This window comes from Streptomyces spiralis (assembly GCF_014654675.1).
Classification (GTDB): Bacteria; Actinomycetota; Actinomycetes; order Streptomycetales; family Streptomycetaceae; genus Streptomyces; species Streptomyces spiralis.
On record NZ_BNBC01000020.1, the window covers coordinates 16,436 to 40,849 of the forward strand.

20 protein-coding genes, 3 tRNA genes and 2 pseudogenes are annotated in these 24,414 nt (G+C 70.5%); 14 read left to right on the forward strand and 11 right to left on the reverse strand.

The features are described 5' to 3' along the window. The first annotated feature begins 575 nt into the window (after nt 1-575). The 7 genes from IE318_RS21020 to IE318_RS21050 all read left to right on the forward strand — a co-directional run bounded on the left by IE318_RS21020 (nt 576) and on the right by IE318_RS21050 (nt 4,559). Nucleotides 576-1,115, forward strand: coding sequence for a tRNA adenosine deaminase-associated protein (locus IE318_RS21020; protein ID WP_189902586.1), 540 nt, complete (start codon nt 576-578; stop codon nt 1,113-1,115). Between the two features lie 74 nt (nt 1,116-1,189). After that, nucleotides 1,190-1,621 (forward strand): tRNA adenosine(34) deaminase TadA, encoded by a 432-nt coding sequence (gene tadA, locus IE318_RS21025; protein WP_189902757.1) that lies wholly within the window; start codon nt 1,190-1,192, stop codon nt 1,619-1,621. Between the two features lie 77 nt (nt 1,622-1,698). Further along, nucleotides 1,699-1,783: transfer RNA gene (locus tag IE318_RS21030), tRNA-Ser, on the forward strand. A gap of 90 nt (nt 1,784-1,873) precedes the next feature. After that, a complete protein-coding gene (locus IE318_RS21035; RefSeq protein WP_030180377.1) occupies nt 1,874-2,053 on the forward strand; it encodes a hypothetical protein in 180 nt (59 codons plus the stop codon). Continuing rightward, nucleotides 2,050-2,343 carry a Dabb family protein gene (locus IE318_RS21040; RefSeq protein WP_189902588.1) on the forward strand — a complete coding sequence of 98 codons (294 nt, stop codon included), beginning with the start codon at nt 2,050-2,052 and terminating at the stop codon, nt 2,341-2,343. The genes IE318_RS21035 and IE318_RS21040 overlap by 4 nt, the downstream gene beginning before the upstream one ends. 170 nt (nt 2,344-2,513) lie before the next feature. Beyond that, the gene (locus IE318_RS21045; RefSeq protein WP_189902759.1) at nt 2,514-3,386 is read left to right on the forward strand and encodes an RNA polymerase sigma factor SigF; all 873 of its coding nucleotides are present in this window, start codon (nt 2,514-2,516) and stop codon (nt 3,384-3,386) included. 246 nt (nt 3,387-3,632) lie between these two features. Then, nucleotides 3,633-4,559 (forward strand): RNA polymerase sigma factor SigF, encoded by a 927-nt coding sequence (locus IE318_RS21050; RefSeq protein ID WP_189902590.1) that lies wholly within the window; start codon nt 3,633-3,635, stop codon nt 4,557-4,559. Between the two features lie 169 nt (nt 4,560-4,728). On the opposite strand, the gene IE318_RS21055 is transcribed toward IE318_RS21050, so the two are convergent. Next, a complete protein-coding gene (locus IE318_RS21055) occupies nt 4,729-4,923 on the reverse strand; it encodes a hypothetical protein (RefSeq protein ID WP_030180370.1) in 195 nt (64 codons plus the stop codon). A 331-nt stretch (nt 4,924-5,254) separates the two neighbouring features. On the opposite strand from IE318_RS21055, the gene IE318_RS21060 reads away from it, so the two are divergent. From IE318_RS21060 to IE318_RS21075, 4 genes are all read left to right on the forward strand, one after another. Then, entirely contained in the window at nt 5,255-5,767 is a 513-nt protein-coding gene (locus IE318_RS21060; RefSeq protein WP_189902592.1) for a MarR family winged helix-turn-helix transcriptional regulator, read from the forward strand. 85 nt (nt 5,768-5,852) lie between these two features. Next, nucleotides 5,853-8,351 (forward strand): MFS transporter, encoded by a 2,499-nt coding sequence (locus tag IE318_RS21065; protein WP_494487403.1) that lies wholly within the window; start codon nt 5,853-5,855, stop codon nt 8,349-8,351. 172 nt (nt 8,352-8,523) lie between these two features. Beyond that, entirely contained in the window at nt 8,524-9,345 is an 822-nt protein-coding gene (locus tag IE318_RS21070; protein ID WP_189902596.1) for a YceI family protein, read from the forward strand. A 49-nt stretch (nt 9,346-9,394) separates the two neighbouring features. Continuing rightward, on the forward strand, nt 9,395-9,865 hold the full coding sequence (locus IE318_RS21075; RefSeq protein ID WP_030180363.1) for a PPOX class F420-dependent oxidoreductase: 471 nt from the start codon (nt 9,395-9,397) through the stop codon (nt 9,863-9,865). Here the strand turns inward: IE318_RS21075 and IE318_RS21080 are convergent, their stop codons facing one another. The 8 genes from IE318_RS21080 to IE318_RS21115 all read right to left on the reverse strand — a co-directional run bounded on the left by IE318_RS21080 (nt 9,866) and on the right by IE318_RS21115 (nt 20,532). Beyond that, nucleotides 9,866-10,630: a TetR/AcrR family transcriptional regulator gene (locus IE318_RS21080; RefSeq protein WP_189902598.1), complete on the reverse strand. Its 765-nt coding sequence runs from the start codon at nt 10,628-10,630 to the stop codon at nt 9,866-9,868. It abuts the gene before it with no gap. A gap of 65 nt (nt 10,631-10,695) precedes the next feature. Then, a complete protein-coding gene (locus IE318_RS21085; RefSeq protein ID WP_189902601.1) occupies nt 10,696-12,231 on the reverse strand; it encodes an MFS transporter in 1,536 nt (511 codons plus the stop codon). A gap of 98 nt (nt 12,232-12,329) precedes the next feature. Continuing rightward, a complete protein-coding gene (locus tag IE318_RS21090; RefSeq protein WP_189902603.1) occupies nt 12,330-14,564 on the reverse strand; it encodes a glycosyltransferase family 39 protein in 2,235 nt (744 codons plus the stop codon). Continuing rightward, nucleotides 14,561-16,081: a bifunctional glycosyltransferase family 2/GtrA family protein gene (locus IE318_RS21095; RefSeq protein WP_189902606.1), complete on the reverse strand. Its 1,521-nt coding sequence runs from the start codon at nt 16,079-16,081 to the stop codon at nt 14,561-14,563. Before IE318_RS21095 ends, IE318_RS21090 begins: the two co-directional genes overlap by 4 nt. 14 nt (nt 16,082-16,095) lie before the next feature. Further along, entirely contained in the window at nt 16,096-17,814 is a 1,719-nt protein-coding gene (locus tag IE318_RS21100; protein WP_189902608.1) for a sensor histidine kinase, read from the reverse strand. After that, nucleotides 17,811-18,551, reverse strand: a complete 741-nt coding sequence (locus IE318_RS21105; protein WP_030180354.1) for a response regulator transcription factor — start codon at nt 18,549-18,551, stop codon at nt 17,811-17,813. The genes IE318_RS21100 and IE318_RS21105 overlap by 4 nt, the downstream gene beginning before the upstream one ends. A gap of 78 nt (nt 18,552-18,629) precedes the next feature. Continuing rightward, nucleotides 18,630-19,604: an amidohydrolase family protein gene (locus tag IE318_RS21110; protein ID WP_189902610.1), complete on the reverse strand. Its 975-nt coding sequence runs from the start codon at nt 19,602-19,604 to the stop codon at nt 18,630-18,632. A 46-nt stretch (nt 19,605-19,650) separates the two neighbouring features. Further along, entirely contained in the window at nt 19,651-20,532 is an 882-nt protein-coding gene (locus IE318_RS21115) for a DUF2797 domain-containing protein (protein ID WP_189902613.1), read from the reverse strand. A 466-nt stretch (nt 20,533-20,998) separates the two neighbouring features. Here IE318_RS21115 and IE318_RS21120 point away from each other — a divergent pair, with 466 nt between their 5' ends. From IE318_RS21120 to IE318_RS45065, 3 genes and pseudogenes are all read left to right on the forward strand, one after another. Continuing rightward, on the forward strand, nt 20,999-21,166 hold the full coding sequence (locus IE318_RS21120; protein WP_189902772.1) for a hypothetical protein: 168 nt from the start codon (nt 20,999-21,001) through the stop codon (nt 21,164-21,166). Nucleotides 21,167-22,774: 1,608 nt separating this feature from the next. Then, a pseudogene (locus IE318_RS45060) lies at nt 22,775-23,512 on the forward strand (PP2C family protein-serine/threonine phosphatase); the annotation flags it as partial. Between the two features lie 91 nt (nt 23,513-23,603). Beyond that, nucleotides 23,604-23,840 (forward strand): annotated as a pseudogene (locus tag IE318_RS45065) (site-specific integrase); the annotation flags it as partial. A gap of 42 nt (nt 23,841-23,882) precedes the next feature. Here IE318_RS45065 and IE318_RS21130 read toward each other — a convergent pair. Continuing rightward, a tRNA-Arg gene (locus tag IE318_RS21130) sits at nt 23,883-23,955 on the reverse strand. A 254-nt stretch (nt 23,956-24,209) separates the two neighbouring features. Continuing rightward, a tRNA-Ser gene (locus IE318_RS21135) sits at nt 24,210-24,300 on the reverse strand. Nucleotides 24,301-24,414: the final 114 nt, after the last annotated feature.

The window sequence follows — 24,414 nt, forward strand, 5'->3', positions numbered from 1 at the left end:
CTTCCGCGCTGTTGTGGCGTCGGACCCGCCGTGTTGTGGCGTCGGACCCGCCGTCCGAGGGAAAGTGGGAGGGACGGAACCGGGGGTGGTGAGCCCATGCCCGGCCGGCGGTCCCACGAGGATCCGGCGCCGAACACCGCGGACGACGAGCGCCTTCGGCGCCGCGCGTCGCGCTCGCAGACCACTGTTCCGCCCGGTTCCGCTCGTAGGCCACTGCGGGGAACCCGGGAGAACACGGGCGGCACGGGGAAGAGAACTGGGGCAGTACACAGAAGGAAGAAGGCCGACACCGCGAGGAAGAAGGCCGACACCAGCGCCGACGCTCCGGGGCGGGCCGTGCGTGCCCGCCGGGCAAAGCCGCGTACGATCCGCAGGTGGCGGCAACTAGTGCGCTGGTGAGTGCTTTACCGACGGACGACAAAACAGCCGGACACAGGGAGTCGAAGACATCCCCTGAACGCCTTGTTTCTGCCACGATTCCGAGTGGGTGGGGCTCGGAGCCCAGCTCTCTCCGCCCAGAACCTCCGCCGGGGGGACCCCCAACCGGCACGCCTACGACCAGTGGGAGAGTCACGGTGTACTTCGCCGCACTGCTCGCGCGCACCGAAGACGGGTGGGAAGCGAGCGACACAGAGCTCGACGATGTGGAGACGCTGTCCGACCTGGCCGACCTGGCCCGGGAAGCCTCGGCCGAGGACGACACGGTGCTCGTCCTCATCGAGCAGGAGGACGCGTGGTTCGGCGTCGTCCGCGTGGACGGCGAGGACGACCCTCGTATCTACGTCTCGGACGCCGCCGCCGCTGCCCGCAGTTCGTACGGCGAGATCCTGCTCACCGACGAACTGCTCGGCCGGGAGCCCGGTGACGACGTCCCCGACCTGGACTCCCTCGACCTCGACGGCACGGAGGACGGCGAACCGGCGTCCGCCGAGGACGACGAGGAGGAGGAGGCCGTTTCCGCCGAAGCCATCACACACAGCCCGCTGGGTGACGGTGAGATCCTCGACGACCTGGGCGTCAGCGAGAAGGAGCTGCGCACCCTGGCCGCGGAGGACGCGCTGAGCGCGATCGCCGAGGCCCTGGGCGCCTCGGAGGTGCTGGAGACCGTCCGCTGACCCCGCAGGAGACACCGGGCACGTCCGGCGTGCCCCGCCTGCCCGACCCCGTCCGCGATCCCTGGCGGGACGCGATGCGGCTCGCCCTGCGCGAGGCCGAGGCGGCCGTCCGGGGCGGGGACGTCCCGGTCGGCGCCGTCGTGCTGTCGGGTGACGGCACGACCGTGCTCGGAGCGGGGCACAACGAGCGCGAGGCCACCGGAGACCCGACCGCCCACGCGGAGGTCCTCGCCATCCGGCGGGCCGCCGCGCGGGTCGGACAGTGGCGGCTGTCCGGCTGCACGCTGGTGGTCACGCTGGAGCCGTGCACGATGTGCGCGGGGGCCGTCGTGCTCTCCCGCGTGGACCGGGTGGTCTACGGCGCCCGCGACGAGAAGGCGGGTGCCGTCGGCTCGCTCTGGGACGTCGTACGGGACCGGCGGCTCAACCACCGGCCCGAGGTGATCGAGGGTGTGCTCGCCGACGACTGCGCCGGCATGCTCACCGAGTTCTTCCGCACCCGCTGAGCCCGGACGTTCCGTGACGCCAGACGCCCGGGAAACGGATTTCGGCCCAGGCCCCACTGTGCTGTAAGGTCTCCCTCGGTAGCGTGTCCGAGCGGCCGAAGGAGCTCGCCTCGAAAGCGAGTGTGGCGCAAGTCACCGAGGGTTCAAATCCCTCCGCTACCGCTGTAGAAGGGCCCCGTCCGCCGGACGGGGCCCTTCGTGCGATCATCGTGCAGCCGACGCCAGGGGCGACCAGCGACAGGGGAGGCCGCGATGGCCGTGAACGCCAAGAAGATCGTCGTCTATGTGCTCGTGGTCTTCGCGCTGTACGTGATCATCACGGACCCGGCCAAGGCCGCCGACTACGTCCAGATAGGGTTCGAGGGCATATCGGACGCCGCCAAGGCCATCGGCGACTTCATGACATGGGTCGCCAACGGAGGAAACTCATGATCCGCCACCTGGTCCTCTTCAAGCTCAACGAGGGTGTCGAGCGCGACGACCCGCGCGTCGTGGAGGGGGCCGAGGCCTTCCGCGTCCTCGGCGACCGGATCGAGGAGCTGCGCTTCTGGGAGTGCGGCTGGAACATGAGCGACCGGCCGATCGCCTACGACTTCGCGATCAACTCCGCCGTGGAGGACGCCGACGCCCTGAAGCGGTACCTGGAGCACCCGGCCCACCAGGCGGGCGTCGCGCTGTGGCGCGAGTTCGCCACGTGGGTGATCGCCGACTACGAGTTCTGAGCCGTACGGCTGCACGCTCGACCCCGCACCGGAACGGTGCGGGGATTTTTCGCGTCTTATGCCCTAATTCATACCTCAACACGTGCTTATGCGGTGCTTGAACCCGATGCACCTGTCTTGTGATGCTATGACCGCTTTTGACGGATGAGTTGATCGACGAAGAGGTGGCGTTGACCGTGTCGGCCAGTACTGCGCCGCCCCAGGAGGAATCCACTCAGGCCGCGGCCCCCGGGCCGACCGCGAACCCGAACCCGACCGCCCCGCCGGCCCCGGAGAAGCGGCGCGGCGCCGACACCCGCGCCCTCACCCAGCTGCTCTTCACCCAGCTGAAGGAGCTCGAATCCGGCACCGCCGAACACGCCCGCGTGCGCGGGGCGCTCATCGAGGCCAACCTACCGCTCGTGCGCTACGCGGCCGCCCGCTTCCGCTCCCGCAACGAGCCGATGGAGGACGTCGTCCAGGTCGGCACCATCGGGCTGATCAACGCCATCGACCGCTTCGATCCGGACCGGGGCGTGCAGTTCCCGACCTTCGCCATGCCCACGGTCGTCGGCGAGATCAAGCGGTACTTCCGCGACAACGTCCGCACCGTCCACGTCCCGCGCCGGCTGCACGAACTGTGGGTCCAGGTCAACAGCGCGACGGAGGACCTGACGACCACCTTCGGCCGCTCCCCCACGACCGCCGAGATCGCCGAGCGGCTGCGCATCACCGAGGAGGAGGTGCTCTCCTGCATCGAGGCCGGGAGGTCGTACCACGCGACCTCCCTGGAGGCGGCCCAGGAGGGCGACGGGCTGCCCGGGCTGCTGGACCGGCTCGGCTACGAGGACCCGGCCCTGGACGGCGTCGAGCACCGCGACCTGGTCCGCCACCTCCTCGTCCAACTCCCCGAACGGGAACAGCGCATCCTGCTGCTGCGCTACTACAGCAATCTCACCCAGTCGCAGATCAGCGCCGAACTCGGCGTCTCCCAGATGCATGTCTCCCGGCTACTCGCGCGTAGCTTCCAGCGGTTGAGATCCGCAAACAGGATCGAGGCGTAACCGTCACGAGCGAATCGCCCACCTGGGAAGATTCCGACAGGGACGTTCCGAAAGCCCGTCAGACCGCTTTCTGCCAGGGCGGATTCGCGTATCGGATGTCGACATGTCACTACAGCGCGTTGCCGACATGTGACATTCTGCGGGAAGCGCGTTTGCCGCGGCTTCGGCTCCGGTATTCAGGTGAAGGCTGAGTTCTCCTCGTCAGAGAGCCCGGCCGCGACCGTCCCGCGACCCAGAGGGGGTGGCATGTCCGCAGACCAGGGCAGCTCCAAGGTGCTGACGCTCATGAAGAGCGAGGCGCCGTCCCCGGCGCTCGAGCCGCTCGACGCCCTCGACGACGTGACGGCCCTCGCGGCCGTCCCGGCCCCGGCCCTGCCGGCCACTCCCACCCCGGCACTGCCGCCCTCGGAGATCATCGACACCCGCACCCTGTCCCGCTCCCTGTTCCTGCGGCTCGCCGCGCTCGACGAGAACAGCCCCGAGCGCGCCTACGTCCGGGACACCCTGATCGAGCTCAACCTCCCGCTGGTCCGCTACGCGGCAGCCCGCTTCCGCTCGCGCAACGAGCCGATGGAGGACATCGTCCAGGTCGGCACCATCGGCCTGATCAAGGCGATCGACCGCTTCGACTGCGAACGCGGCGTGGAGTTCCCGACGTTCGCGATGCCGACCGTGGTCGGCGAGATCAAGCGCTTCTTCCGGGACACGTCCTGGTCGGTGCGGGTGCCCAGGCGCCTTCAGGAGCTGCGGCTCGCCCTGACCAAGGCCAGCGACGAGCTGTCGCAGAAGCTGGACCGGTCGCCGACCGTCGGCGAACTCGCCGCGGTCCTGGGCGTGTCGGAGGAGGACGTCGTCGACGGCCTCGCGGTCGGCAACGCCTACACCGCCTCCTCCCTCGACTCCCCGGCCCCGGAGGACGACGGAGGCGAGGGCTCCCTGGCGGACCGCCTCGGCTACGAGGACTCGGCGCTGGAGGGGGTGGAGTACCGCGAGTCGCTCAAGCCGCTGCTCGCCAAGCTGCCGCCCCGGGAGCGGCGGATCATCATGCTGCGCTTCTTCGCCAACATGACCCAGTCGCAGATCGGCGAGGAGGTCGGCATCTCGCAGATGCACGTCTCCCGGCTGCTCACCCGGACCCTGGCACAGCTGCGGGAAGGGCTCATCTCGGACTGACGCCCCGAGGCAGGGCGACGGAGCAGCAGGAACGACGACATCGACTCACGGCCGTCGAGGCGCCGATGCGGGCGCCCCGACGGCCGTCGTCCGTCCGGGCGGGGGCGCGGGTGGCCGCCCGCCCGGGCGCGAGCTGTGCTCGAACGCCAGCTCTACTTGAACGCCAGGTCTACTTGAACGCCAGCCAGGCGACGGCCGCGACGATCACCACGGCGGCGACGACACCGATGATCAGGCCGACGCGCGGCCCGGAGGAGGTCTCCTGCTGCCGCGCGGCCTGGGGAGCCTCGTCGACGAACGCGCGGAACATCTGGGTGCTGCCGGCGGGGTCGTAATTGCCCTGGGGGCCCTGGGTGTTAGCCATGGCCCGAGACCCTAGCGAAAACGCGGGGGCTGCCCAAGCGCGGGGGCTCTTTCCGCTGCTCCTTCACACGCACCCGAGTGCTCCTTCACACGCACCCGAGTCGGTGTGGCCGTCCCTGGGGCTGCCGCCCCCGGACCCCCGCTTCGGCCTGAACGGCCTCGTCCTCGAACTCCGCCGGGGGGACCCCGGGACGGGCTGCCTTCTCCACCTGCAGGTTTACGTTCGCAATACTTGCCTTTGCCAAGTTTTTGCGCCGCCGACCACCGATTTGTTTGCCTGCAGCAACCAACCGCCCGTATGGTTGCCCCAAGCAACGATTACGGGAGGTGTGATGGCCGGGCAGGCGCAGTTCGAAGAGCTGGCGCGTCAGCTCAGCGCCATCGGAGCCGTGAAACGGGACATGGGACGGATCCTGCCGTCCGACTGTCCGGCGGGCTCGGCAGCCGTGCTGACGCTGCTCGGCCGTCATGGCGACATGCGCATGAGCAAGCTCGCGGAGCTGCTCGCCGTGGACATGTCGGTGACCAGCCGGCATGTGGCGCACGTCGCCGCGCGCGGCTGGATCGAGCGGCTGCCGGACCCCGCGGACAAGCGCTCGCGCATCCTGCGCCTGACGCCCGTGGGAGTGGACCGGCTGGACGACCTGTACCGGCGGACCACACACCTGTTCGCCGAACGGCTGAGCGACTGGACCGACGACGAGGTCGGTCAGCTCATCCGGCTGATGACCCGGCTGCGCGACAGCTTCGGCGACTGCCGGACCAGCGCCGTCCGGATCCCCGAACCCGCCGCGCCCGTAGTCGAAGAGACCACTTTGACCACCCGTACACCCGCAAGCACGTAAGTAAAGGAAGCCCATGGCAACGACCACACCAGCCGGTGTGCGGGCTCACGCCAAGCATGGGGGAGGCTCCCCGGGGAGCGCTCCGATGACCCACCGGCAGATCATGGAGGCGCTCTCCGGGCTGCTGCTCGGCATGTTCGTGGCGATCCTGTCGTCCACGATCGTCTCCAACGCACTGCCGCACATCATCAGCGACCTCGGTGGCGGCCAGTCCGCCTACACCTGGGTGGTCACGGCCGCCCTGCTGTCGATGACCGCGGCCACTCCCCTGTGGGGCAAGCTCGCCGACCTGTACAGCAAGAAGGCGCTCGTCCAGATAGCCCTGATCATCTACGTCGTCGCGTCGATGGCCGCCGGTCTCTCGCAGAACCCCGGCATGCTGATCGTCTGCCGCGTGATCCAGGGCATCGGCGTCGGCGGTCTGTCCGCACTGGCGCAGATCGTCATGGCCGCGATGATCTCCCCGCGCGAGCGGGGCCGTTACTCCGGCTACCTCGGCGCCACGTTCGCCGTCGCCACCGTCGGCGGCCCGCTGCTCGGCGGTGTCATCACCGACACCTCCTGGCTGGGCTGGCGCTGGTGCTTCTACGTCGGCGTGCCGTTCGCGGTGATCGCGCTGATCGTGCTCCAGAAGACCCTGCACCTGCCGGTCGTGAAGCGGAAGGTGAAGGTCGACTGGCTGGGCGCGTTCCTGATCTCGGCCGCCGTCTCGCTGCTGCTGATCTGGGTCACCTTCGCCGGTGACAAGTACGACTGGCTGTCGTGGCAGACGGCCGCGATGGTCGCCGGTTCGGTCGTCCTCGGCCTGCTGTTCGTGCTCGCGGAGGCCAAGGCCAGCGAGCCGATCATCCCGCTGCGGCTGTTCCGCAACCGCACCATCACGCTCGCGTCGCTCGCGTCGCTCTTCGTGGGCATCGCGATGTTCACCGGCACGGTGTTCTTCAGCCAGTACTTCCAGCTGGCCCGCGACAAGTCCCCGACGATGTCGGGTGTCATGACGATCCCGATGATCGGCGGTCTGTTCGTCTCCTCCACCGTCTCGGGTCAGTTCATCACCCGTACCGGCCGCTGGAAGGGCTGGCTGGTCAGCGGTGGCGTGCTGGTGACGGCCGGTCTGGGCCTGCTGGGCACCATCCGGTACGACACCGACTACTGGAAGATGGCCATCTTCATGGCGCTGCTGGGTCTCGGCATCGGCATGATGATGCAGAACCTGGTGCTGTGCACGCAGAACCAGGTGGCCCCGAGCGACCTCGGTTCCGCCAGCTCCACGGTCACCTTCTTCCGTTCCCTGGGCGGTGCGGTCGGCGTCTCCGCGCTCGGTGCGGTGATGGCCAACCGGATCACCCACTACGTCAAGGACGGCCTGTCCGACCTCGGTCCGAAGTACGCCAAGCTCGGCTCCGGCTCCGGCACCGACACCATCCCGGACATGAACGCGCTGCCGAAGCCGCTGCGCACGGTCATGGAGAGCGCCTACGGGCACGGCATCGCCGACATCTTCCTGATCGCCGGCGCGCTGGCCGCCGTCGCCTTCCTGATCACGCTGTTCATCAAGGAGGTTCCGTTGCGCACGAAGGGCGCGCTGGCGCAGGCCGCCGAGGGCGAGAGCGCCCCGGTGGACCCGGCCGCGACTCCGGTCGTCGCCGAGGCCGAGACCACGGCCGTCGAGGCCGCCGCGGCTCAGCCGTCCGCCCCGGCCGAGGAGCGGGTGCCCAGCTGGGCCGCCGCCACCGCCGGCACGGAGGCCGGCCCGGAGGGCACGCAGCGGCTGGCCGCGGTCGCCACGGTGGCGCCCGGTGAGCCGGCTGCCGGCTCCGGCGGCGGAATCCCGGTGCGCGGCTTCGTCCGGGGCGCCGAGAGCGCGCCGGTGCCGCAGGCCGCGGTCACGCTGATCTCGCTGGCCGGCCGCCAGCTGGGCCGGTCGGTCGCACAGGCCGACGGCGCCTACGCGGTGGACGCGCCCGGCGCGGGCTCCTACGTCCTGATCGCCTCCGCCGACGGCTTCCAGCCGCAGGCGTCCACGATCGTCGTGAACGGCGAGCCGGTGGCGTACGACATCCTGCTCAGCGGCACCAGCGGGCTGACCGGCGTGGTGCGGGCCGTGGAGAACGGGCTGCCGGTGAAGGACGCCATGGTGATCGTCACCGACGTGCGCGGCGATCTGCTGGCCACCGGGACCACCGGTGAGCAGGGCGAGTTCTCCTTCGCCGAGCTGGTGCCGGGTGCGGTGACCGTCGCGGTGAACGCCGTCGGGTACCGCCCGCGGGCACTGCCGGTCGAGGTGGGCGGCACCGGGGTCACCCGGGTCGAGATCGACCTCGACTCCGGCGCCCAGCTCCAGGGTGTCGTCCGGGCCCCGCACGGTCCCCTCGCGGACGCCCGCGTGACCCTGGTGGACGCGGCGGGCAACGTGGTCGGCACGGCCACCACCGGCACGGACGGGGCGTACGCCTTCACCGACCTGAACAGCGGTGAGTACACCGTCATCGCGACGGGCTACCCGCCGGTGGCGACGGCCCTGTCCGTCACCGGCCGCGGTGTCGACGACCACGACATCGAGCTCGCCCACCCCGGCGAGTAGTCCGGATCCGGCCCGCGGCGGGGCGTGCTCCGAACGGAGGTGCGCCCCACCGCGGGCCGGTTTCATATGACCAATTTGCAAGGCTTTGCACGCGAGTGAGCCGAAGGGGCGACGCCGGCACCGGCCGAAGCGCCCCGCAGGCGAGCGAGCAATCGAGAGGGAAGAAAACGGGATGGGACTGACCGCGAGGATCCGCACCCGGGACGGATGGGCCGTGTCGCACGCGGTCGTCACGGTGACCGACATGACGGGCACGCAGGTGCTGCGCGCCGAGGCCGACCACGAGGGCGCCGTACGGGACACCACCGAGCTGGTGCCGGGCGCGTACACGGTCATCGTCACCGCGGTCGGCTACGCGCCCGCCGCCTCCAGCGCGATCGTCACCGCCAGCGGCCGGGCCGAGGTCGGCACGGTGACGCTGGCCCGCCAGGGCGGCACCGAACTGCCGCCGCCGGGACCGTGGACCATCGATCCGGCGCACTCCTCGGTGGCCGCGGTCGCCCAGCACCTGGGGATCTCCAGCGTGCACGGCCGGTTCACGGACTTCTCGGGCACGATCGAGATCGCCCCGGACGAGGTCGCCAAGTCCCGTGTGGAGGCGGTCATCCGCGCCGCCTCCATCGACACGGGCAACGGCATGCGCGACGGCCATCTGCAGTCCCCGGACTTCCTGGACGTCGAGCGGTACCCGGAGATCACCTACCGTTCCACCGGGCTGACCGCCGCCGGCTCGGACCGCTGGACCGTCCACGGCGAGCTGACCATGCACGGCGTGGTCCGCCCGGTCGACCTCGACCTCGCCTACCTCGGCACCGGCGCCGACCCCTGGGGCGGCACCCGGGCCGCGTTCCGCGCGACCGCGGAACTGCGCCGCGAGGACTTCGCCATGAACTACAACCAGGTCCTCCAGGCGGGCATCGCCGCCATCGGTACGACGCTGAAGGTGGAGCTGGACATCCAGGCGGTGCAGGGCGACTCGCTGCCGCAGGCGTAGGCACAGCAGGGTCAGCCACAGGGGCGCACTTCGCCCCTAGGCTGCCCCCATGGCACCGAACATCGCTACCAACACCCGCGTCTCGCGAGACGAGCTGCTGGACTTCGTACGGCCCCGGCACCGGGCCCTGCTGATCACCCGCCGCACCGACGGCGGCCCGCAGGCCTCCCCGCTGACCTGCGGGGTCGACGACTCCGGACGGATCGTGGTCTCCACCTACCCGGAGCGGGCCAAGACCCGCAACGCCAAGCGGGACGCACGGGTGAGCATCGTCGTGCTGAGCGACGAGTGGAACGGGCCGTGGGTGCAGATCGACGGCACCGCCGAGGTCATCGACACGCCGGACTCCGTGGAACCGCTGGTCGAGTACTACCGCAACATCGCCGGCGAGCACCCCGACTGGGACGAGTACCGCCAGGCGATGGTCAAGCAGGGCAAGTCGATCATCCGGATCACACCGGAACGGTGGGGACCGGTGGCCACGGGCGGCTTCCCGGCCCGGCTCGCCGATGAGGGATGATCAGCCCCGGGCGACCATCGCCTCGATGCCCGCGACCAGCAGGTCCAGGGCGTAGGTGAAGTCGCGGTCCAGCATCTCCGCGACCGTGTCACCGCCGCGGGCCTCCATGATCTCCTTGGACTGCTCGATGTAGTCCGCCACAGACGGGTGCTGCCGCACCGCGCTCATCGCCTGCGCGTAGTAGTCGTCCGGCGTCATGCCGCTGTCCGCGATCCGGGACAGGAACTGGCCCTCGATCGTGCCGTAGCCGTAGACGAACTGGAAGACGGCCGAGATCGCGCTCGTCACGCGGTGCGCGGGCAGCCCGGCGCGGCGGATGACACGCTGCACCGTGTTGGAGAACGCCAGGTGGTTCGGGCCGATGTTGAGATAGCTGCCCGCCAGCGGCGACAGCCACGGATGGCGGACCAGCTGCGCGCGGTACTCGGCCGCGAGAGCGCGCAGCTGGTCGCGCCAGTCCACGTCGGCCTCCGGGTCGGGCAGCCGCACCTCCCCGAAGGCTGCGTCCAGGGCGAGTTCGAGCAGGTCGTCCTTGGTGTCGACGTACCAGTACACGGACATCGCCGTCACGTTCAGCTCGGCGGCGAGCCGGCGCATGGAGAACTTGGCCAGCCCCTCCGCGTCCAGCAGCCGCACCGTGACCTCGGTGATCCGCTCCCGGTCGAGCCCCGACGGCTGCCCGCCGCCGCGCCCACCCCGACGCGCCCTGCCCTCCAGCCAGACACTGGTCCGCGCCGCGTCCTTGGCGCCGGCTGCCTTCACCATGGCGCACCTTCCCATCGGTCCGATGCTCGTCATGCTAAGCGGCCGCTGAGGGCCGCCGGCACGCGCTACCGGGCGACCGCCATCTCCGCGTCCGTGTTCTCCCCTGCCCGCTCCGCCCGGTGCAGCAACGCCGCCGCGAGCAGTCCGCCGAGCAGTACGGCCGCCGCGCCGACCAGTTGGCTCGTCTCCAGGCCCGAGGAGAACGCGTGGGTGATCTGCCGCCGTTCCTCCGCGGAGTGCGCCGCGGCCAGCGCCGCCGGCAGCGAGCTCGCCGCCACCGGCACCAGCGCCGCGAACCGCGCGTTGAGGACCGCGCCCAGCACGGCCACGCCCAGGCCGTTGCCGAACTCCGCCAGCGTGCCGTTGACGCCCGCGCCCACGCCCGCCTTGGCCGGCGGGATCGCGCTCATGATGGCGTGCGCCATGGCCGGGCCGGCGACCGCCATGCCACCGCCGATCAGCACCAGGCCGAGGAGCGTACCGGCGTACCCGCGCCCGGAAAGGGTGGCGATCGACGCCAGCCCGCCGGACATCAGCACCATGCCCAGTGTGATCGACACCGGCGCGCCGAGCTTGGCCGTCCACTTGGCCGTGAGGCCGGAGAAATTGAGCACCACGACCGACAGGGCGAGCGGTGCCGTGCGCAGTCCGGCCTCCAGGGGGCCGTAGCCGAGCACGAACTGGAGGTGCTGGGTGAGCAGGAAGAGCGAACCGCCCATGCCGAAGGCGATCAGCACCGCACCCGAGACCGCGCCCGTGAAGCGGCGATCGCGGAAGAAGTGCATGTCGAGCATGGGGTACGGGATGCGGCTCTCGTAGTACGCGAAGGCGCCCAGCACCACGACCGCCACGGCCGCGGTGACCAGCACCCGCGCCGAGGTCCAGCCGTGCGCGGGACCCGAGATGATCGCGAAGACCAGCGAGGCCATGCCGATCGTGGACAGCAGCGCGCCGACCAGGTCCGGGCGGTCGCCCTGGGGGTTCTTGGACTCGGGCACCAGGGCGAGGACCGCGATCAGGCCAAGCGCCGCGACCGGCAGGTTGATCAGGAAGATCACACCCCACCAGAAGTGGTTCAGCATGAAGCCGCCGATCAGCGGTCCCGCGGCGAAGCCCAGCGCGCTGACGGCGCTCCAGATGCCGATGGCCTTGGGGTGCTCGTCCGGCGTGAAGATCTGCATCACCACGGCGAGCGTGGTGGTCAGCAGCAGCGCGCCGCCCACACCCATGCCCGCGCGGGCGGCGATCAGCTGCCCGGTGGAGTCGGCGAGTCCGGCGACCAGCGAGCCGATGCCGAACAGGGCAAGCCCGGTGACCAGCATCTTCTTGCGGCCGTAGCGGTCGGCGGCGCTGCCCGCGGTGAGCAGCAGTCCCGACTGCACCAGCGAGTACGCGTTGATCATCCACTGGATGTCGGAGGTCGCCGCGTGCAGTTCGCTGGTGAGCGAGGGGATGGCGACGTTCAGGACGGTGTTGTCGAGCAGCACGGTGAGCTGCGCGAGACAGATGACGGCCAGGATCAGCCAGCGTTGGGGGTGGCCCTGGGAGTGGCCTTGGGAGTGGCCTTGGGAGTGGCCTTTGGGGGTCGGGGTCGGCGACATGCCTTACAGCGTATAACGAGTCCCATACGCTGTACGATGCATCGACACGGGAAGGGGCGGTGCCCCTTCAGGCACCGCCCCTACCGCTCGGCGAACCGTCAGCCGCCCACCTCTCGAGTGAGGTCGTAGAAGGTGGCCGAACCGGCCGTGACCTTCTTGAAGGTCTTCTCGACCCATGAGGTGATCTGCGAGGACGTGCCGCTGCCGCCCATGCCTCCACCGCCCATGCCGCCGCCGGCGATGAAGTAGTGGATCCTGCCCTCGGCCACGTACTTCTTGAACTGGGCGAGCGTCGGGGACGGGTCGGTGCCGTTGAAGCCGCCGATGGCCATCACCGGGTCGCCGGTGGCGAGCTGGTAGCCGGCCGCGTTCTGGGAGCCGATGGACGCGGCCACCCAGGTGTACTTCGACGCGTCCTGCTCCAGCAGCTTCTTGGCCGCGGAACTGACCTGGGCGCCGTCGAGCAGACCGCCCATGCCTCCACCGCCCATGCCGCCCTCGCCGGTACGGCCGCCTGCGCCGGTGCTGCCGCCACCGGGGAAGCCGTTGCCCGGCATGCCACCGCCGGGGAAGCCGCCGACGCCTCCGGTACCGCCGGTGCCTCCAGTGCCGCCGGTGCCACCGGTCCCTCCGGTCCCGCCCGTGGTGCCGCCCGGGAAGCCGTTGCCGTTCTGGCCCGGCATGCCCCCGCCACCCGGGAATCCGCCCGTGCCGCGCCCGCCGGGGGCGCCGCCCCGGCCGCCGAAGCCCATGCCGCTCGCGCCCGCCGGACCGGCCGTGGGGATGGAACCGGTGTGCGCGGACTCCACCGTGCTCAGGGTGTACGCGGTCGGCCCCGCCAGGGAGGTCAGGATGCCCGCGGCGACCGTCGCGAGGACGAGGCGGCGGCCGAGCCGGGTCACGAAGATCAGTGCGAGCGCGGCGGTCAGCCCGCCGACCAGGACGATCCACTTCAGCCAGGGCAGGTAGTCAGGGGTGCGGTCGAGCAGGACGTACCCCCATGCGGCGGTCGCCGTGACGGCGGCGGCCAGGGTGAGCGACGCCCACGGCCGGGACCGTTCCTCCCACAGCACGGCCACGCCCATGCCGACGACGGCGGCGATGTAGGGCGCGAGAGCGACCGTGTAGTACTGGTGGAAGATGCCCGCCATGTAGCTGAAGACCGCAACGGTCATCAGCAGCGAGCCGCCCCAGGCGAGGAAGGAGCCGCGGGCCGGGTCGGTACGCGCGGCCTTCCGGGTCACGACCAGCCCGGCGACCAGCAGGATCAGCGCGGCGGGGAGCAGCCAGGAGATCTGGCTGCCGATCTCGGAGTTGAACATCCGGTCCCAGCCGGTCTCCCCCCACTGGCCCGTACCACCGCCCCTGCCCGGGCCGCCACCGCCGCCGACGCTGCCGGTCTCGTCGCCGTTGATGCGGCCGAGGCCGTTGTAGCCGAAGGTCAGCTCCAGGAAGCTGTTGTTCTGCGACCCGCCGATGTACGGCCGTGAGGAGGCCGGCCACAGTTCGACGATCGCGACCCACCAGCCGCCCGAGACGACGATCGCCACCGTCGCGAGCGCGAGCTGCACCAGCCGCTTTCTCAGCCTCACGGGCGCGCAGACGCCGTAGACGACGGCGAGGGCGGGCAGGATCAGGAAGGCCTGCAAGGTCTTGGTCAGGAAGGCGAAGCCGACCGCGACGCCCGCCCACACCAGCCACTTGGTCCGGCCGTCCTCCAGCGCCCGGATCACGCAGTACACGGTGAGCGCCATCAGCAGCGCGAGCAGCGCGTCGGGGTTGTTGAACCGGAACATCAGCGCCGCGACGGGGGTGAGCGCGAGCACCGCGCCCGCGATCAGGCCGGCGGCGGGGCCGAACCGGCGGCGCACGGCCGCGTGGACCACGGCGACCGTGAGGACACCCATGATCACCTCGGGGACCAGAATGGCCCAGGAGCCGAGCCCGAAGATCCGCACCGACAGGGCCATCGGCCACAGCGCGGCGGGCGGCTTGTCCACGGTGATGGCGTTGGCGGCGTCCAGCGAACCGAAGAAGAAGGCCTTCCAGGACGTGCTGCCCGCCTGCACGGCCGCCGAGTAGAAGGAGTTGGCGTAGCCGGAGGCGCCGAGGTCGTAGAGGTAGAGCAGGCCGGTGGCGAGCAGCAGACCGAGGAAGGCGGGGCGCGCCCAGCTCGGGTCCTCGGGACGGCCGCGCCACAGGCGGCGCGCGAGGGGCTGCTTCTCGGCCACGGCGGCCGAGGAGCTCGGGGGAGCCGTGGGCGGCGGCCCCCAGGAGGCCGGGGTCTGCCCCGCACCGTGCGGCTGGCTCGTGCGGTCGTAGTCAGTGGTCATCGGGGGTCCCTCGGATCGGTGTCACCCGGACGCACCGGCTGCAGCCGCGCGGTGGCGTCCCCTGGCCAGGGCTGCTGGTAGGGCTGCGCGGACGGGTACGGCTGGGCGGACGCGTGGCGCTGGGTGCCGGCCGGATACGGCTCGGTGGTGGGCTCGGCGGTGACCGGGTACTGCTGGGCGGTTGCCGGGTACTGCTGGGTGGTGACCGGGTACTGCCGGGCGGTTGCCGGGTACGGTTCGGCGGTGGCCGGGTACGGCTGCGCGATCGGCTGTTCGTCGCGCCGTTCCGGGAAGACCCAGACCCTGAAGAGCAGGAAGCGCAGCACGGTCGCCGCGAGGTTGGCGGCGATGAGCACCGCGAGTTCGGTGGAGTGGGCCGGGCTGCTGGTCGCCGCGCTCAGGGCGGCGAGCGAGCCGCTGGTCAGGGCGAGGCCGATGCCGAACACGACCAGGCCCTGCGCCTGGTGGCGGACCGCCCCGCCGGGGCCGCGCACCCCGAACGTCAGCCGCCGGTTGGCGGCGGTGTTGGTGACCGCCGAGACCAGCAGCGCGAGCGCGTTGGCGATCTGCGAGCCCGAGAACTGCCGGAAGGCGCTGTAGAGCAGCAGGTAGAACAGGGTGGACAGGGCGCCCACGACGCAGAAGCCGACCAGCTGGCGGGCCAGCCCCTTGGGCACGTCCTGGATCTCGCGGTCGCGGGGGTCGTCGCCGAAGGGGCGGCCGAGCCGGTCCAGCGGCAGCGAACCGGTGGCCAGGGCCTTGCCCACCCGCCACACGCCCTTGAGGTCGTCGGTCGCGGTCTTCACGATGTGCACGGTCGAGTCGGGGTCGTCGACCCAGTCCACCGGCACCTCGTGGATCCTGAGGCCCGCCCGCTCGGCCAGCACCAGCATCTCGGTGTCGAAGAACCAGCCGGTGTCCTCCACCAGCGGCATCAGCACCCGGGCGACATCGCTCCGGATCGCCTTGAATCCGCACTGCGCGTCCGAGAAGCGTGCTTGCAGCGAGCCGCGCAGGATCAGGTTGTAGGTGCGGGAGATGAACTCCCGCTTGGCGCCGCGCACCACACGCGAGCTGCGGTTCAGCCGCGAGCCGATCGCCAGGTCCGAGTGGCCGGAGATCAGCGGCGCCACCAGCGGCAGCAGCGCGTTGAGGTCGGTGGACAGGTCGACGTCCATGTAGGCGAGGACCGGCGCCTCGGATGCGGCCCACACGGTCCGCAGGGCGCGTCCGCGGCCCTTCTGTTCCAGGCGGAAGCTCCCGACCTCGGGGATCTGCGCCGCCAGCCGTGCGGCCACCTGCGGGGTGGAGTCCGTGGAGGCGTTGTCCGCGATGGTGATGCGGAACGCGTACGGGAAGGTACGCGTGAGGTGCTCGTGCAGTCTGAGCACACAGGGCCGGAGGTCCTTCTCCTCGTTGTAGACGGGGATCACTACGTCCAGGACAGGCGTACCGGCGTCTGTGGCCGGGAGATGCTCCCGCGCCGGCAGGGTGCCGGGAGAAGAGTCGGTTCGCATGGCAGCGACTCTTGTCAACCGCCCTGTCGCACCCATGTGGTGACGCTGTGCCGTGCCTGTGAGTGCGGCTCCTGGCCGGGGGCGGGCGCGGACGCGGACGGGGACGCGGGCGCGGACGGGGACGCGGACGGGGACGCGGACGCGGACGGGGACGGCCGGGGGACCGGTGGAAGCACGGGCAGACGTGCCGGCACACGCGCCGGCAGATGTAGCGGCAGGCGCACCGTGAACACGGTCCGCCCGGGCTCGCTGTCGACGGTGACGGCACCGCCGTGCGCGGCCGTCACGGCCTGCACGATCGCCAGGCCCAGACCGGTCGAGCCGGTGGCGCGGGAGCGCGCGCTGTCCCCGCGCGCGAACCGCTCGAAGACATGCGGCAGCAACTGCGGCGGAATGCCCGGTCCGTCGTCCTCCACGTCCACGCACAGGCACGGCCCGTCCCGCCGGACGCGCGCGGTGACGGTCGTGCCGGGCGGGGTGTGGGTGCGCGCGTTGGCCAGCAGGTTCACCAGCACCTGCTGGAGGCGTGCCGCGTCCGCCGACACCGGCGCGGGCTCGTCGGGCAGGTCGAGCCGCCAGGTGTGGTCCCGCCCGGCTGCCCGGGCGTCGCTGACGGTGTCCACGACGAGCGGTACGAGATCGGTGCGCTCGAACCGCAGCGGCCGGCCCGCGTCGAGACGGGCGAGCAGCAGCAGGTCCTCCACCAGCAGCGTCATCCGCCCGGCCTCGGACTCGATACGGCCCAGGGCGTGCCGGGTCTCCGGCCCGACCTGCTCCCGTCCCCGGCGGGTGAGCTCGGCGTACCCGCGGATGGAGGCGAGGGGTGTCCTCAGCTCGTGACTGGCGTCCGCGACGAACTGCCGTACCCGCGTCTCGCTCTGCTGCCGGGCGTGCAGCGCTCCGTGGATGTGGTCGAGCATCCGGTTGAGGGCGGCGCCGACCTGGCCGACCTCGGTGTGCGGATCGGTCTCCGACTCCGGGACGCGCTCGCTGAGGTTCACCTCGCCGGTGTGCAGGGGAAGTTCGGAGACCCGGGTGGCGGTGGCGGCGACCTTGCGCAGCGGGCGCACGGCGACCCCGACGATGGCCGCCCCGGCGAGGGAGGCCGCGACGAGCCCGGCGGCGGTGACGCTGATCTCGACGAGGATCAGGGTGTTGATGGTGCTGTCGACCTCGGAGGTCGGGATCGCCACGAAATAGGCGCCGTTGGGGCCGGTCACGTACTGCACCCGGTATCCGCCCAGGTCGGCGATGTCCGCGGTGTGCATGCGGCCGTCCCGGGAGACGGAGCCGAGAGCGCGGGTCTGGGCCTGGCTGAGCGACTCCGCGTTCAGCCACGGAACGTTGTTGTCGTCGTTGGCCTTCTTGCCGACCCTGGCGTCGGTGACGGAGCCGTTCTCGACCGCCGCCACGATCGTGCCCTGCGGCTGTGGGCCCCTGGTGACGAACTGGGTGAGGTCGATCTCCTTGCCCGTCGGCGGCACCGGGGCGTGGTCGCCGTCCCGGTGCACGTCGGGCGGCATGACCCCGGACGCCCGCGCGGCGACCTCCCTGAGCCTCCCGTCCAGCTGTTCGTACAGATGCGACCGCAGCGCCAGCGTCGTCACCGTGCCGATCACCGCGCAGACCACGGCGATCAGCGCCACGGATGCGACGACGAGCCGCGTGCGCAGCGTCCGCGGCTGTCGAGCTCGTCGCTGCTGCTGCGTACGCGGCCGTCGTCGCCCGCTCATGACACGGCGGGCTTGATCAGGTAACCGGCGCCGCGCCGGGTGTGGATCATCGGCTCGCGGCCGGCGTCGATCTTCCGGCGCAGATAGGAGATGTAGAGCTCGACGACGTTGGCCTGCCCGCCGAAGTCGTACGACCAGACGCGGTCCAGGATCTGCGCCTTGCTGAGCACGCGCCGCGGGTTGCGCATGAGGAAGCGCAGCAGTTCGAACTCGGTGGCCGTGAGGTGGATGTTGTCCCCGCCCCGGGACACCTCGTGACTGTCCTCGTCGAGCATCAGGTCGCCGACCACCAGCACCGAGTCGGAGCGCCGGTCGGCGGCACCCGAGCGGCGTATCAGCCCGCGCAGCCGCGCCACGACCTCCTCCAGGCTGAACGGCTTGGTGACGTAGTCGTCGCCGCCCGCCGTCAGCCCGGCGATACGGTCCTCGACGGCGTCCTTGGCGGTGAGGAAGAGGACGGGCACGTCCGGCAGCTCGCGGCGCAGCCGCCCGAGGACGGTGAGTCCGTCCATGTCGGGCAGCATCATGTCGAGGACGACGGCGTCGGGCCGGAACTCGCGTGCGGCCTGGACGGCGGCCTGCCCGTCCCCGGCGCTGCGGATCTGCCAGCCCTCGTAACGCAGGGCCATGGAGAGCAGTTCGCTGATCGACTGCTCGTCGTCCACCACAAGCACGCGGACGGGGCTCCCGTCCGGCCTGAGCAGTTCGGTGCGCCCCTGGGGCGAGATCGTGGTCATGGCGGCAACCCTGTCGGCCGCCTCTGAGAGCACGCTTGGGCAAGTCTGTGATTTCCCTGAGAAACGCTCAGGTGTCTCTCAGGGCCGACTGGTGGGCCTCCCGGGAACGTCCCGGTCCAGGCCGAACAGCCGCGCCGCGTTGTCGTGGCAGACCGCGCGCAGCCAGTCGTCACCGAGCTCCAGCCGTTCCAGGGCGTGCAGTTGGTGGACGTAGGGGTAGGGGATGTTGGGGAAGTCCGAGCCGAGCAGGATCCGGTCGCCGAGACCGGCCAGCCGGGGCAGGGCGCGGCGCGGGAACGGGGCGAACCGCTCGCTGAAGTCGGTGAACGCCATGGTGGTGTCCAGCCGCACCTCCGTGTACCGCTCGGCGAGGTCGAGGAAGTCCTCGTACTCGGGCATGCCCAGGTGGGCGACGACCAGCCGCAGCCGGGGGTGGCGGGCGAGCACGCGGGCGATCGGCTCCGGCCCGGTGTGCTTGCCGGGCGCGGGCCCGGACCCGCAGTGGATCACCACGGGGACGCCGGCGTCGGCGAGCAACCCCCAGGCCGGGTCGAGGCGTTCGTCGGCGGGGTCGTACGCCCCGACCTGGACGTGCGCCTTGAAGACGCGCGCGCCCGCCTCGACGGCCTCCTGGACATAGGTGTGCACGCCGTCCTCGGGGAAGAGGGTCGAGGTGTGCAGGCAGTCGGGGGTGCGGCGGGCGAACTCGGCCGCCCAGCCGTTCAGCCACCGGGCCATGCCGGGCTTGTGCGGGTAGAGCATGGCGGTGAAGGCCCGCACCCCGAACTCGCGCAGCCGGGCGACCCGTTGCCGCTCCTCCTCCCGGTAGGTGATCGGCCACTCGATGCCTCCGGTGAGCGGCCCCAGCCCGTCGAAGTACGCCCAGACCTTGCGCAGCACCCGCTCGGGCATGAAGTGGGTGTGCACGTCGACGAGCTCCCGCACCCCGATCCGCTCCCGGAACCGCCGCACTTCCCCGCTCTCCGCGGCACCCCTGGAACCACCGGAGGAACCGGGATCTGCGGGGTCCGCATCCCGCACGTGATCATTCATACGGCTCACGATCGCCCGGTCCCCCGGATTGCGTCCACCCCCGTCCTCAGAACAACCCGTCCTGCACCCCCCTGGCCTCCTTCGCCTCCTTCAAGGGCCGCACCGGCACGCTCGAGGCAACCCGCCCGGCCGGCCCGAGCTCCCACCCGCTCATCAGCCGCGTATCGAGCACCACGACCCCGCGCTCGGTGGCCAGATGCAGGTCCGGCCCGGCGGCGGCGACCAGCTCACCGCTCACGCTCCCGCCCGCGACGAGCTCACTCACCTCGCCGACGGCGGCGGGCACCCCGTCCAGACCGAACACGGCCATGTGATCGACGGGCCGGAACGGCGCCCGCTCCAGCGACTCCGGCCAGCCACCGAGTGCGACGGCTCTTCGGTGCAGCTCCGCGATCTCAGCGGCCCGCTCGGCGGGAGCAGCCGGCAGCCTGGACCGCACGGCCCGCTTCTCGGCGTACGGAATCCGGTCGGGCACCCTGAGCGCGGCGCGCAGCAGCTCCTCCGTCCGGCGCGCGGCCATCAACGGGCCGGCACCGAGCCAGCTGAAGCAGACGGCGCCCTGCTCCAGCAGCCGCGCCGGCCCCCGCTCGACCGCCGTGATCCCGACCTTGGTCATCCCGGCACCGAACCAGGCCAGATATACGTGGTACGGCCGCCGGTCGTCCGCGATCGTGTCCGCGGCCACCGAGTGCGCCCGCTCCAGCCGCGCGCACTCCTCGCACCGCGCCCCCGTACTCCGCCCCGGCACGACCGCCCGGACCGGGCACACATGCCCCCGCGCCCCCACACACGTCCGCACTCCCCCTTCCGCGACCCCGAAGGCCACCCGCTTCCCCCGCGTCAGCGCACTGGACCGCCCGCCGGCCCACACCAGCGCGGGCCCGCCGGCCGCCCACCGCAACCCCGAGCACTTCCACACCTGCCCCATCCCTGACGAGGCTACGACCCCCCACTGACAACGCCCCGCCACCCGCCCAGCGCAAAAGGCCCCGGATCTCTCCGGGGCCTTCCACTCTGTGCGCACTCGGCAGGATTCGAACCTGCGACCTTCTGATCCGCAGCTCTGTAGAGATCGGTCATTGGACGCCGTACAGGCTGCCGGAAGGGCCATGAGGACTGCTGTTGGGTGATGCCGGTTGCTGGGGTTGCTGTACTTCGTTGCTGTACAGCAGGATCCCGACCGGGGTGACAGTTTTATGTGACACCGATCGACAGCTGGCCGTCTCGATCCGCAGTTGGCCGTCGCCCCGTTTCGATTGCCCAAGGCAGGCCCGAGCGCCTGTCGGAGGCCCAGCCGATCGTCTTGGTTCGGTGCTCCGCGTCATACCCGGCTCCTGTCGGCAATCGGGCGGCGTCTCGTTCAAGGGGCACGCGAACAAGACAGGAGCAACGCCATGAAGCACCGCATCGTCGTACTCGGCGCCGGATACGCCGGGGCCTTCGCCGCCGGAAACCTGGCCCGCCGGCTCTCGCTCGCCGACACCCAGATCACCATGGTCAACGCCGTACTGCAGGACCCTCTTCTCATCCCTGCCGGACATCAAGCGATGCGCCTGAGGTAGGAAAAACCAGTGCCGCGGCCCAAGCAGGACTGCAGGGTCAAATCGCCCTCATACAGTCCCGCACCCGAACCGCCCTGCCGGTTGATGACCCGGTGTCCGTAAACCCGGTATTCCGCCACGGAGGTCGGACCTGTCACCGTGACGATCGTACCCACCGGCAATGTGGCAAACCGCTTGAATCCACAGTAGTTATGGCCAACCAGGACCGCCGTACCTCGAGTATGGGCATCCGGCGTAGGCCCGGCCCACAGCACGGCGTACCGGCACCCGTTGACGAGCCCCTGGCCTCCCTTCTTCACCACGCGAGACCACTTTCCGATGTGAATCACCGTCTGCGCAGTCCGCGCGTAACCCGTTCGCACAGCCGGCCCGGGTGAAGCCTGCCGCGTCTTGGATGCGGCAGGGGTGATCCGTCGCGAGGGCTGACGCACGGTGGGCGCGGTGTAGGGAACTGCTGCAGGTACGGGGCGCCGATTCTCCGGAACTGTCCGACTGCGCGGACTCGCTGCACCTACCCGGTGCACCGCATCAGCCGGCGTCTGCGCGGACCGTGCGACCTGCGCGCGACCCCTGGCCTCATGTCCGTGCGCAGCGCCCACATCCACCCCGCCTGCCGCGATGACAGCAGCGACGACCAAGCAGACATCCGTGTACCTGCGGTGCACCCGGCCCATCGGGCTCCTCCTACGCGACTGATCACCTGCGTCGAGACCGTTCGGGCTGCCTGCCGCCGTGCATTCGTACCCATTGATCAACAGCGCCCGCTCTGCCGACGCCTAGCCGCCTTGAGCTCGACGCAAACGCGACAAATGGTCTGGATGGAGTAGCCCAATTTGCTCGGAGCGGGGCGTCACCAGCCCCGGCGATGCGTCCAGGCGCTCACGGACCACCGCGCGGTGCAGGACGCGGGAACGCAAGATCGCAGGACCGCCCGGGGGGGCCTCATCAGTCCAATGAGGTTCGGCGTTGATCGCTGATGTGCGCAGCGTGTGCACGCCTGTTGATGTCAGCTGCTGACATGGGGTTTCGCTGTTGGGAGCTGCGGGCCGTATGTCGCCGTCGGTCGCCTCGGACGGCCCAGAGACGGCGTAGATACGTCAAGACTCACCAGGTCGATCACACCGCCTGACTGATGCAGCCGGATGCCCTGTCCGCCCCTGATCGGGTGTGCTGAGCGTCTGACGGCGACTGTCCCGGGTCGCGCACGAGGTGGTTCCAGTCGCTGTGGGTCAGGGTGCATCGGAGACTGGAATTCGATGACGATCCGCCCAGGAACACAGAGACAGCAGGGTAATGACAGGCGACCGCACACCTCTGGGCAGCTGGAGTCGAGGGCCTTCTCTTCTACCTGCCGCGGTGCTCTTCGTCGCGGTCATCGTCGACGTACTGATCCCGCCGGAATTCAGCGTGTTTCCGCTGCTGGTTGCCGCTCCCGTGCTGGCCGCCCCCGTGTACTCGCTGGCGGGCACGATCGCCACCGGCGTAGTGACGGAGTTGCTCGGGATGGCCATGGGGTACACGAAGGGGAACGTCGCCCTTACCGAGTACTTCGTCCGGTTCGCAACTATCGCAGTCCTGACCGTTCTGGCTGCACTTCTCAACCGGGCCATGGCCAGGGACCGGAGGCAGTTGAAGGACACTCGCGAAGTAGCCGAGGCTGTCCAGCGGGCGGTGCTCCCCATCCCTCCCGCCCGGGTCGGGCCGCTGGACGTGGCCTCCCGGTATCGGGCCGCCGCGAGGGAGGCTGCCATCGGTGGCGACCTCTACGCCATCCGCCCCACACCCGACGGCGTTCGAATGATGATTGCCGATGTGCGGGGGAAGGGACTGGGCGCGGTTCGAATCGTCAACAGGCTGCTCGGCGTCTTCTACGAGGCGGCGGCTCACATTCCCGACTTGACCGACGCAGTCGATCTTCTGGAAGAGCTCATGCAAAGGATCGATGCCGAGGAGGCGGGCCCTGAATCCTTTGCCACCGCCGTCCTCATCGACGTCCCCAACGACGGCTCCGCCCTATACATAGTCAATCTGGGGCATCCAGCGCCGCTCCTCGTCCACCGGGGCCGAGCAAGTCCGCTCGAGCCGTCTGCCCCGTCCCTGCCCCTGGGCCTGGGCGACCTGGGCCGCCGCCGGGTACCGGTCGATCGGTACGCTCTGCCGCCCGACGCGACCCTGGTGCTGTTCACTGACGGCCTGGTGGAGGCACGCGACCGCCACGGCACCTTCTACGATCCCGTGCCATTCCTGTCCCGCCCCCTCCCGACGGCCCCCGGCGTGATCCTGGACGCTCTCATCGCCGATCTGACCCGGCACACCGAAGGACACCTGGAGGACGATGCCGCCCTCATGGCCGTTGCCCGCCTGCCGGACGCGCCCAACGACGCTCACAAAGCTCGCTCCCACACCTGCGGGGTTGCCCAGCAGTGCCAGGCACGCCAACCTCACCCGGATGTTCGCCCTGCGGGCTCGCCGCGCCGGTGTCCCTGTCATCCCGCTCCGGAACACCCGGCACACGTGCAGCTCGCTCCTGGTCGCGCTGAAGGTGCACCCGAAGGTCGCCCGGCGGATCCTTCGCCACTCGCAGATCGCCATGACGATGGAGGTCTACGCCGAAGCGAGCGAGGAAAAGGTGCGCGCCGCGATCGGCAAGCTGTCCGATGCCGTGGGCGGTTGAAACGCAAGAGGCCCCGGATCTCTCCGGGGCCTCTCACCTGTGTGCACTCGGCAGGATTCGAACCTGCAACCTTCTGATCCGTAGTCAGATGCTCTATCCGTTAAGCTACGAGTGCTTGTTCTGTTTTCCGTCTTCGCTTTCGGCCCTTCCGGCCCGCTCGCGGCGACAGGAAGAACATTACATGACTGCCGCCGTCATGTGAAATCCATTCCCCGCACCCCTTGTGACCTGCGGAAACGCGATTCGGGGCGAGAGTGGAGAGGACGCCGGGACGGTGGGCATTGATCCATACGGTCCGGTCCTGACGACCCGAACGACTCCGTACGACGAAGCCCCGGTCCAGTGGACCGGGGCTTCGGTGATCTTGCGCGGAGGCGGAGGGATTTGAACCCTCGATGGGCTTTAAGGCCCAAACCGCATTAGCAGTGCGGCGCCATAGACCGGACTAGGCGACGCCTCCAGCACAACCGCTCACGCGAGCGCGCGAGTGGTGCGTGCAGATGATGACACACACGAGCGGGGTGTCACCAATCGCCCCCCACGGTACTAGGCAGGCGGGGCTCAGGGCAAAGTC

Bases quoted from the DNA above. Each gene is read 5' to 3' on its own strand.
- tadA (WP_189902757.1), top strand. From the start codon at position 1,190: ATGCGGCTCGCCCTGCGCGAGGCCGAGGCGGCCGTCCGGGGCGGGGAC.
- IE318_RS21035 (WP_030180377.1), top strand. From the start codon at position 1,874: ATGGCCGTGAACGCCAAGAAGATCGTCGTCTATGTGCTCGTGGTCTTC.
- IE318_RS21040 (WP_189902588.1), top strand. From the start codon at position 2,050: ATGATCCGCCACCTGGTCCTCTTCAAGCTCAACGAGGGTGTCGAGCGC.
- IE318_RS21050 (WP_189902590.1), top strand. From the start codon at position 3,633: ATGTCCGCAGACCAGGGCAGCTCCAAGGTGCTGACGCTCATGAAGAGC.
- IE318_RS21055 (WP_030180370.1), bottom strand. From the start codon at position 4,923: ATGGCTAACACCCAGGGCCCCCAGGGCAATTACGACCCCGCCGGCAGC.
- IE318_RS21060 (WP_189902592.1), top strand. From the start codon at position 5,255: ATGGCCGGGCAGGCGCAGTTCGAAGAGCTGGCGCGTCAGCTCAGCGCC.
- IE318_RS21065 (WP_494487403.1), top strand. From the start codon at position 5,853: ATGACCCACCGGCAGATCATGGAGGCGCTCTCCGGGCTGCTGCTCGGC.
- IE318_RS21070 (WP_189902596.1), top strand. From the start codon at position 8,524: ATGGGACTGACCGCGAGGATCCGCACCCGGGACGGATGGGCCGTGTCG.
- IE318_RS21075 (WP_030180363.1), top strand. From the start codon at position 9,395: ATGGCACCGAACATCGCTACCAACACCCGCGTCTCGCGAGACGAGCTG.
- IE318_RS21080 (WP_189902598.1), bottom strand. From the start codon at position 10,630: ATGGTGAAGGCAGCCGGCGCCAAGGACGCGGCGCGGACCAGTGTCTGG.
- IE318_RS21085 (WP_189902601.1), bottom strand. From the start codon at position 12,231: ATGTCGCCGACCCCGACCCCCAAAGGCCACTCCCAAGGCCACTCCCAA.
- IE318_RS21090 (WP_189902603.1), bottom strand. From the start codon at position 14,564: ATGACCACTGACTACGACCGCACGAGCCAGCCGCACGGTGCGGGGCAG.
- IE318_RS21095 (WP_189902606.1), bottom strand. From the start codon at position 16,081: ATGCGAACCGACTCTTCTCCCGGCACCCTGCCGGCGCGGGAGCATCTC.
- IE318_RS21100 (WP_189902608.1), bottom strand. From the start codon at position 17,814: ATGAGCGGGCGACGACGGCCGCGTACGCAGCAGCAGCGACGAGCTCGA.
- IE318_RS21105 (WP_030180354.1), bottom strand. From the start codon at position 18,551: ATGACCACGATCTCGCCCCAGGGGCGCACCGAACTGCTCAGGCCGGAC.
- IE318_RS21110 (WP_189902610.1), bottom strand. From the start codon at position 19,604: ATGAATGATCACGTGCGGGATGCGGACCCCGCAGATCCCGGTTCCTCC.
- IE318_RS21115 (WP_189902613.1), bottom strand. From the start codon at position 20,532: ATGGGGCAGGTGTGGAAGTGCTCGGGGTTGCGGTGGGCGGCCGGCGGG.
- IE318_RS21120 (WP_189902772.1), top strand. From the start codon at position 20,999: ATGAAGCACCGCATCGTCGTACTCGGCGCCGGATACGCCGGGGCCTTC.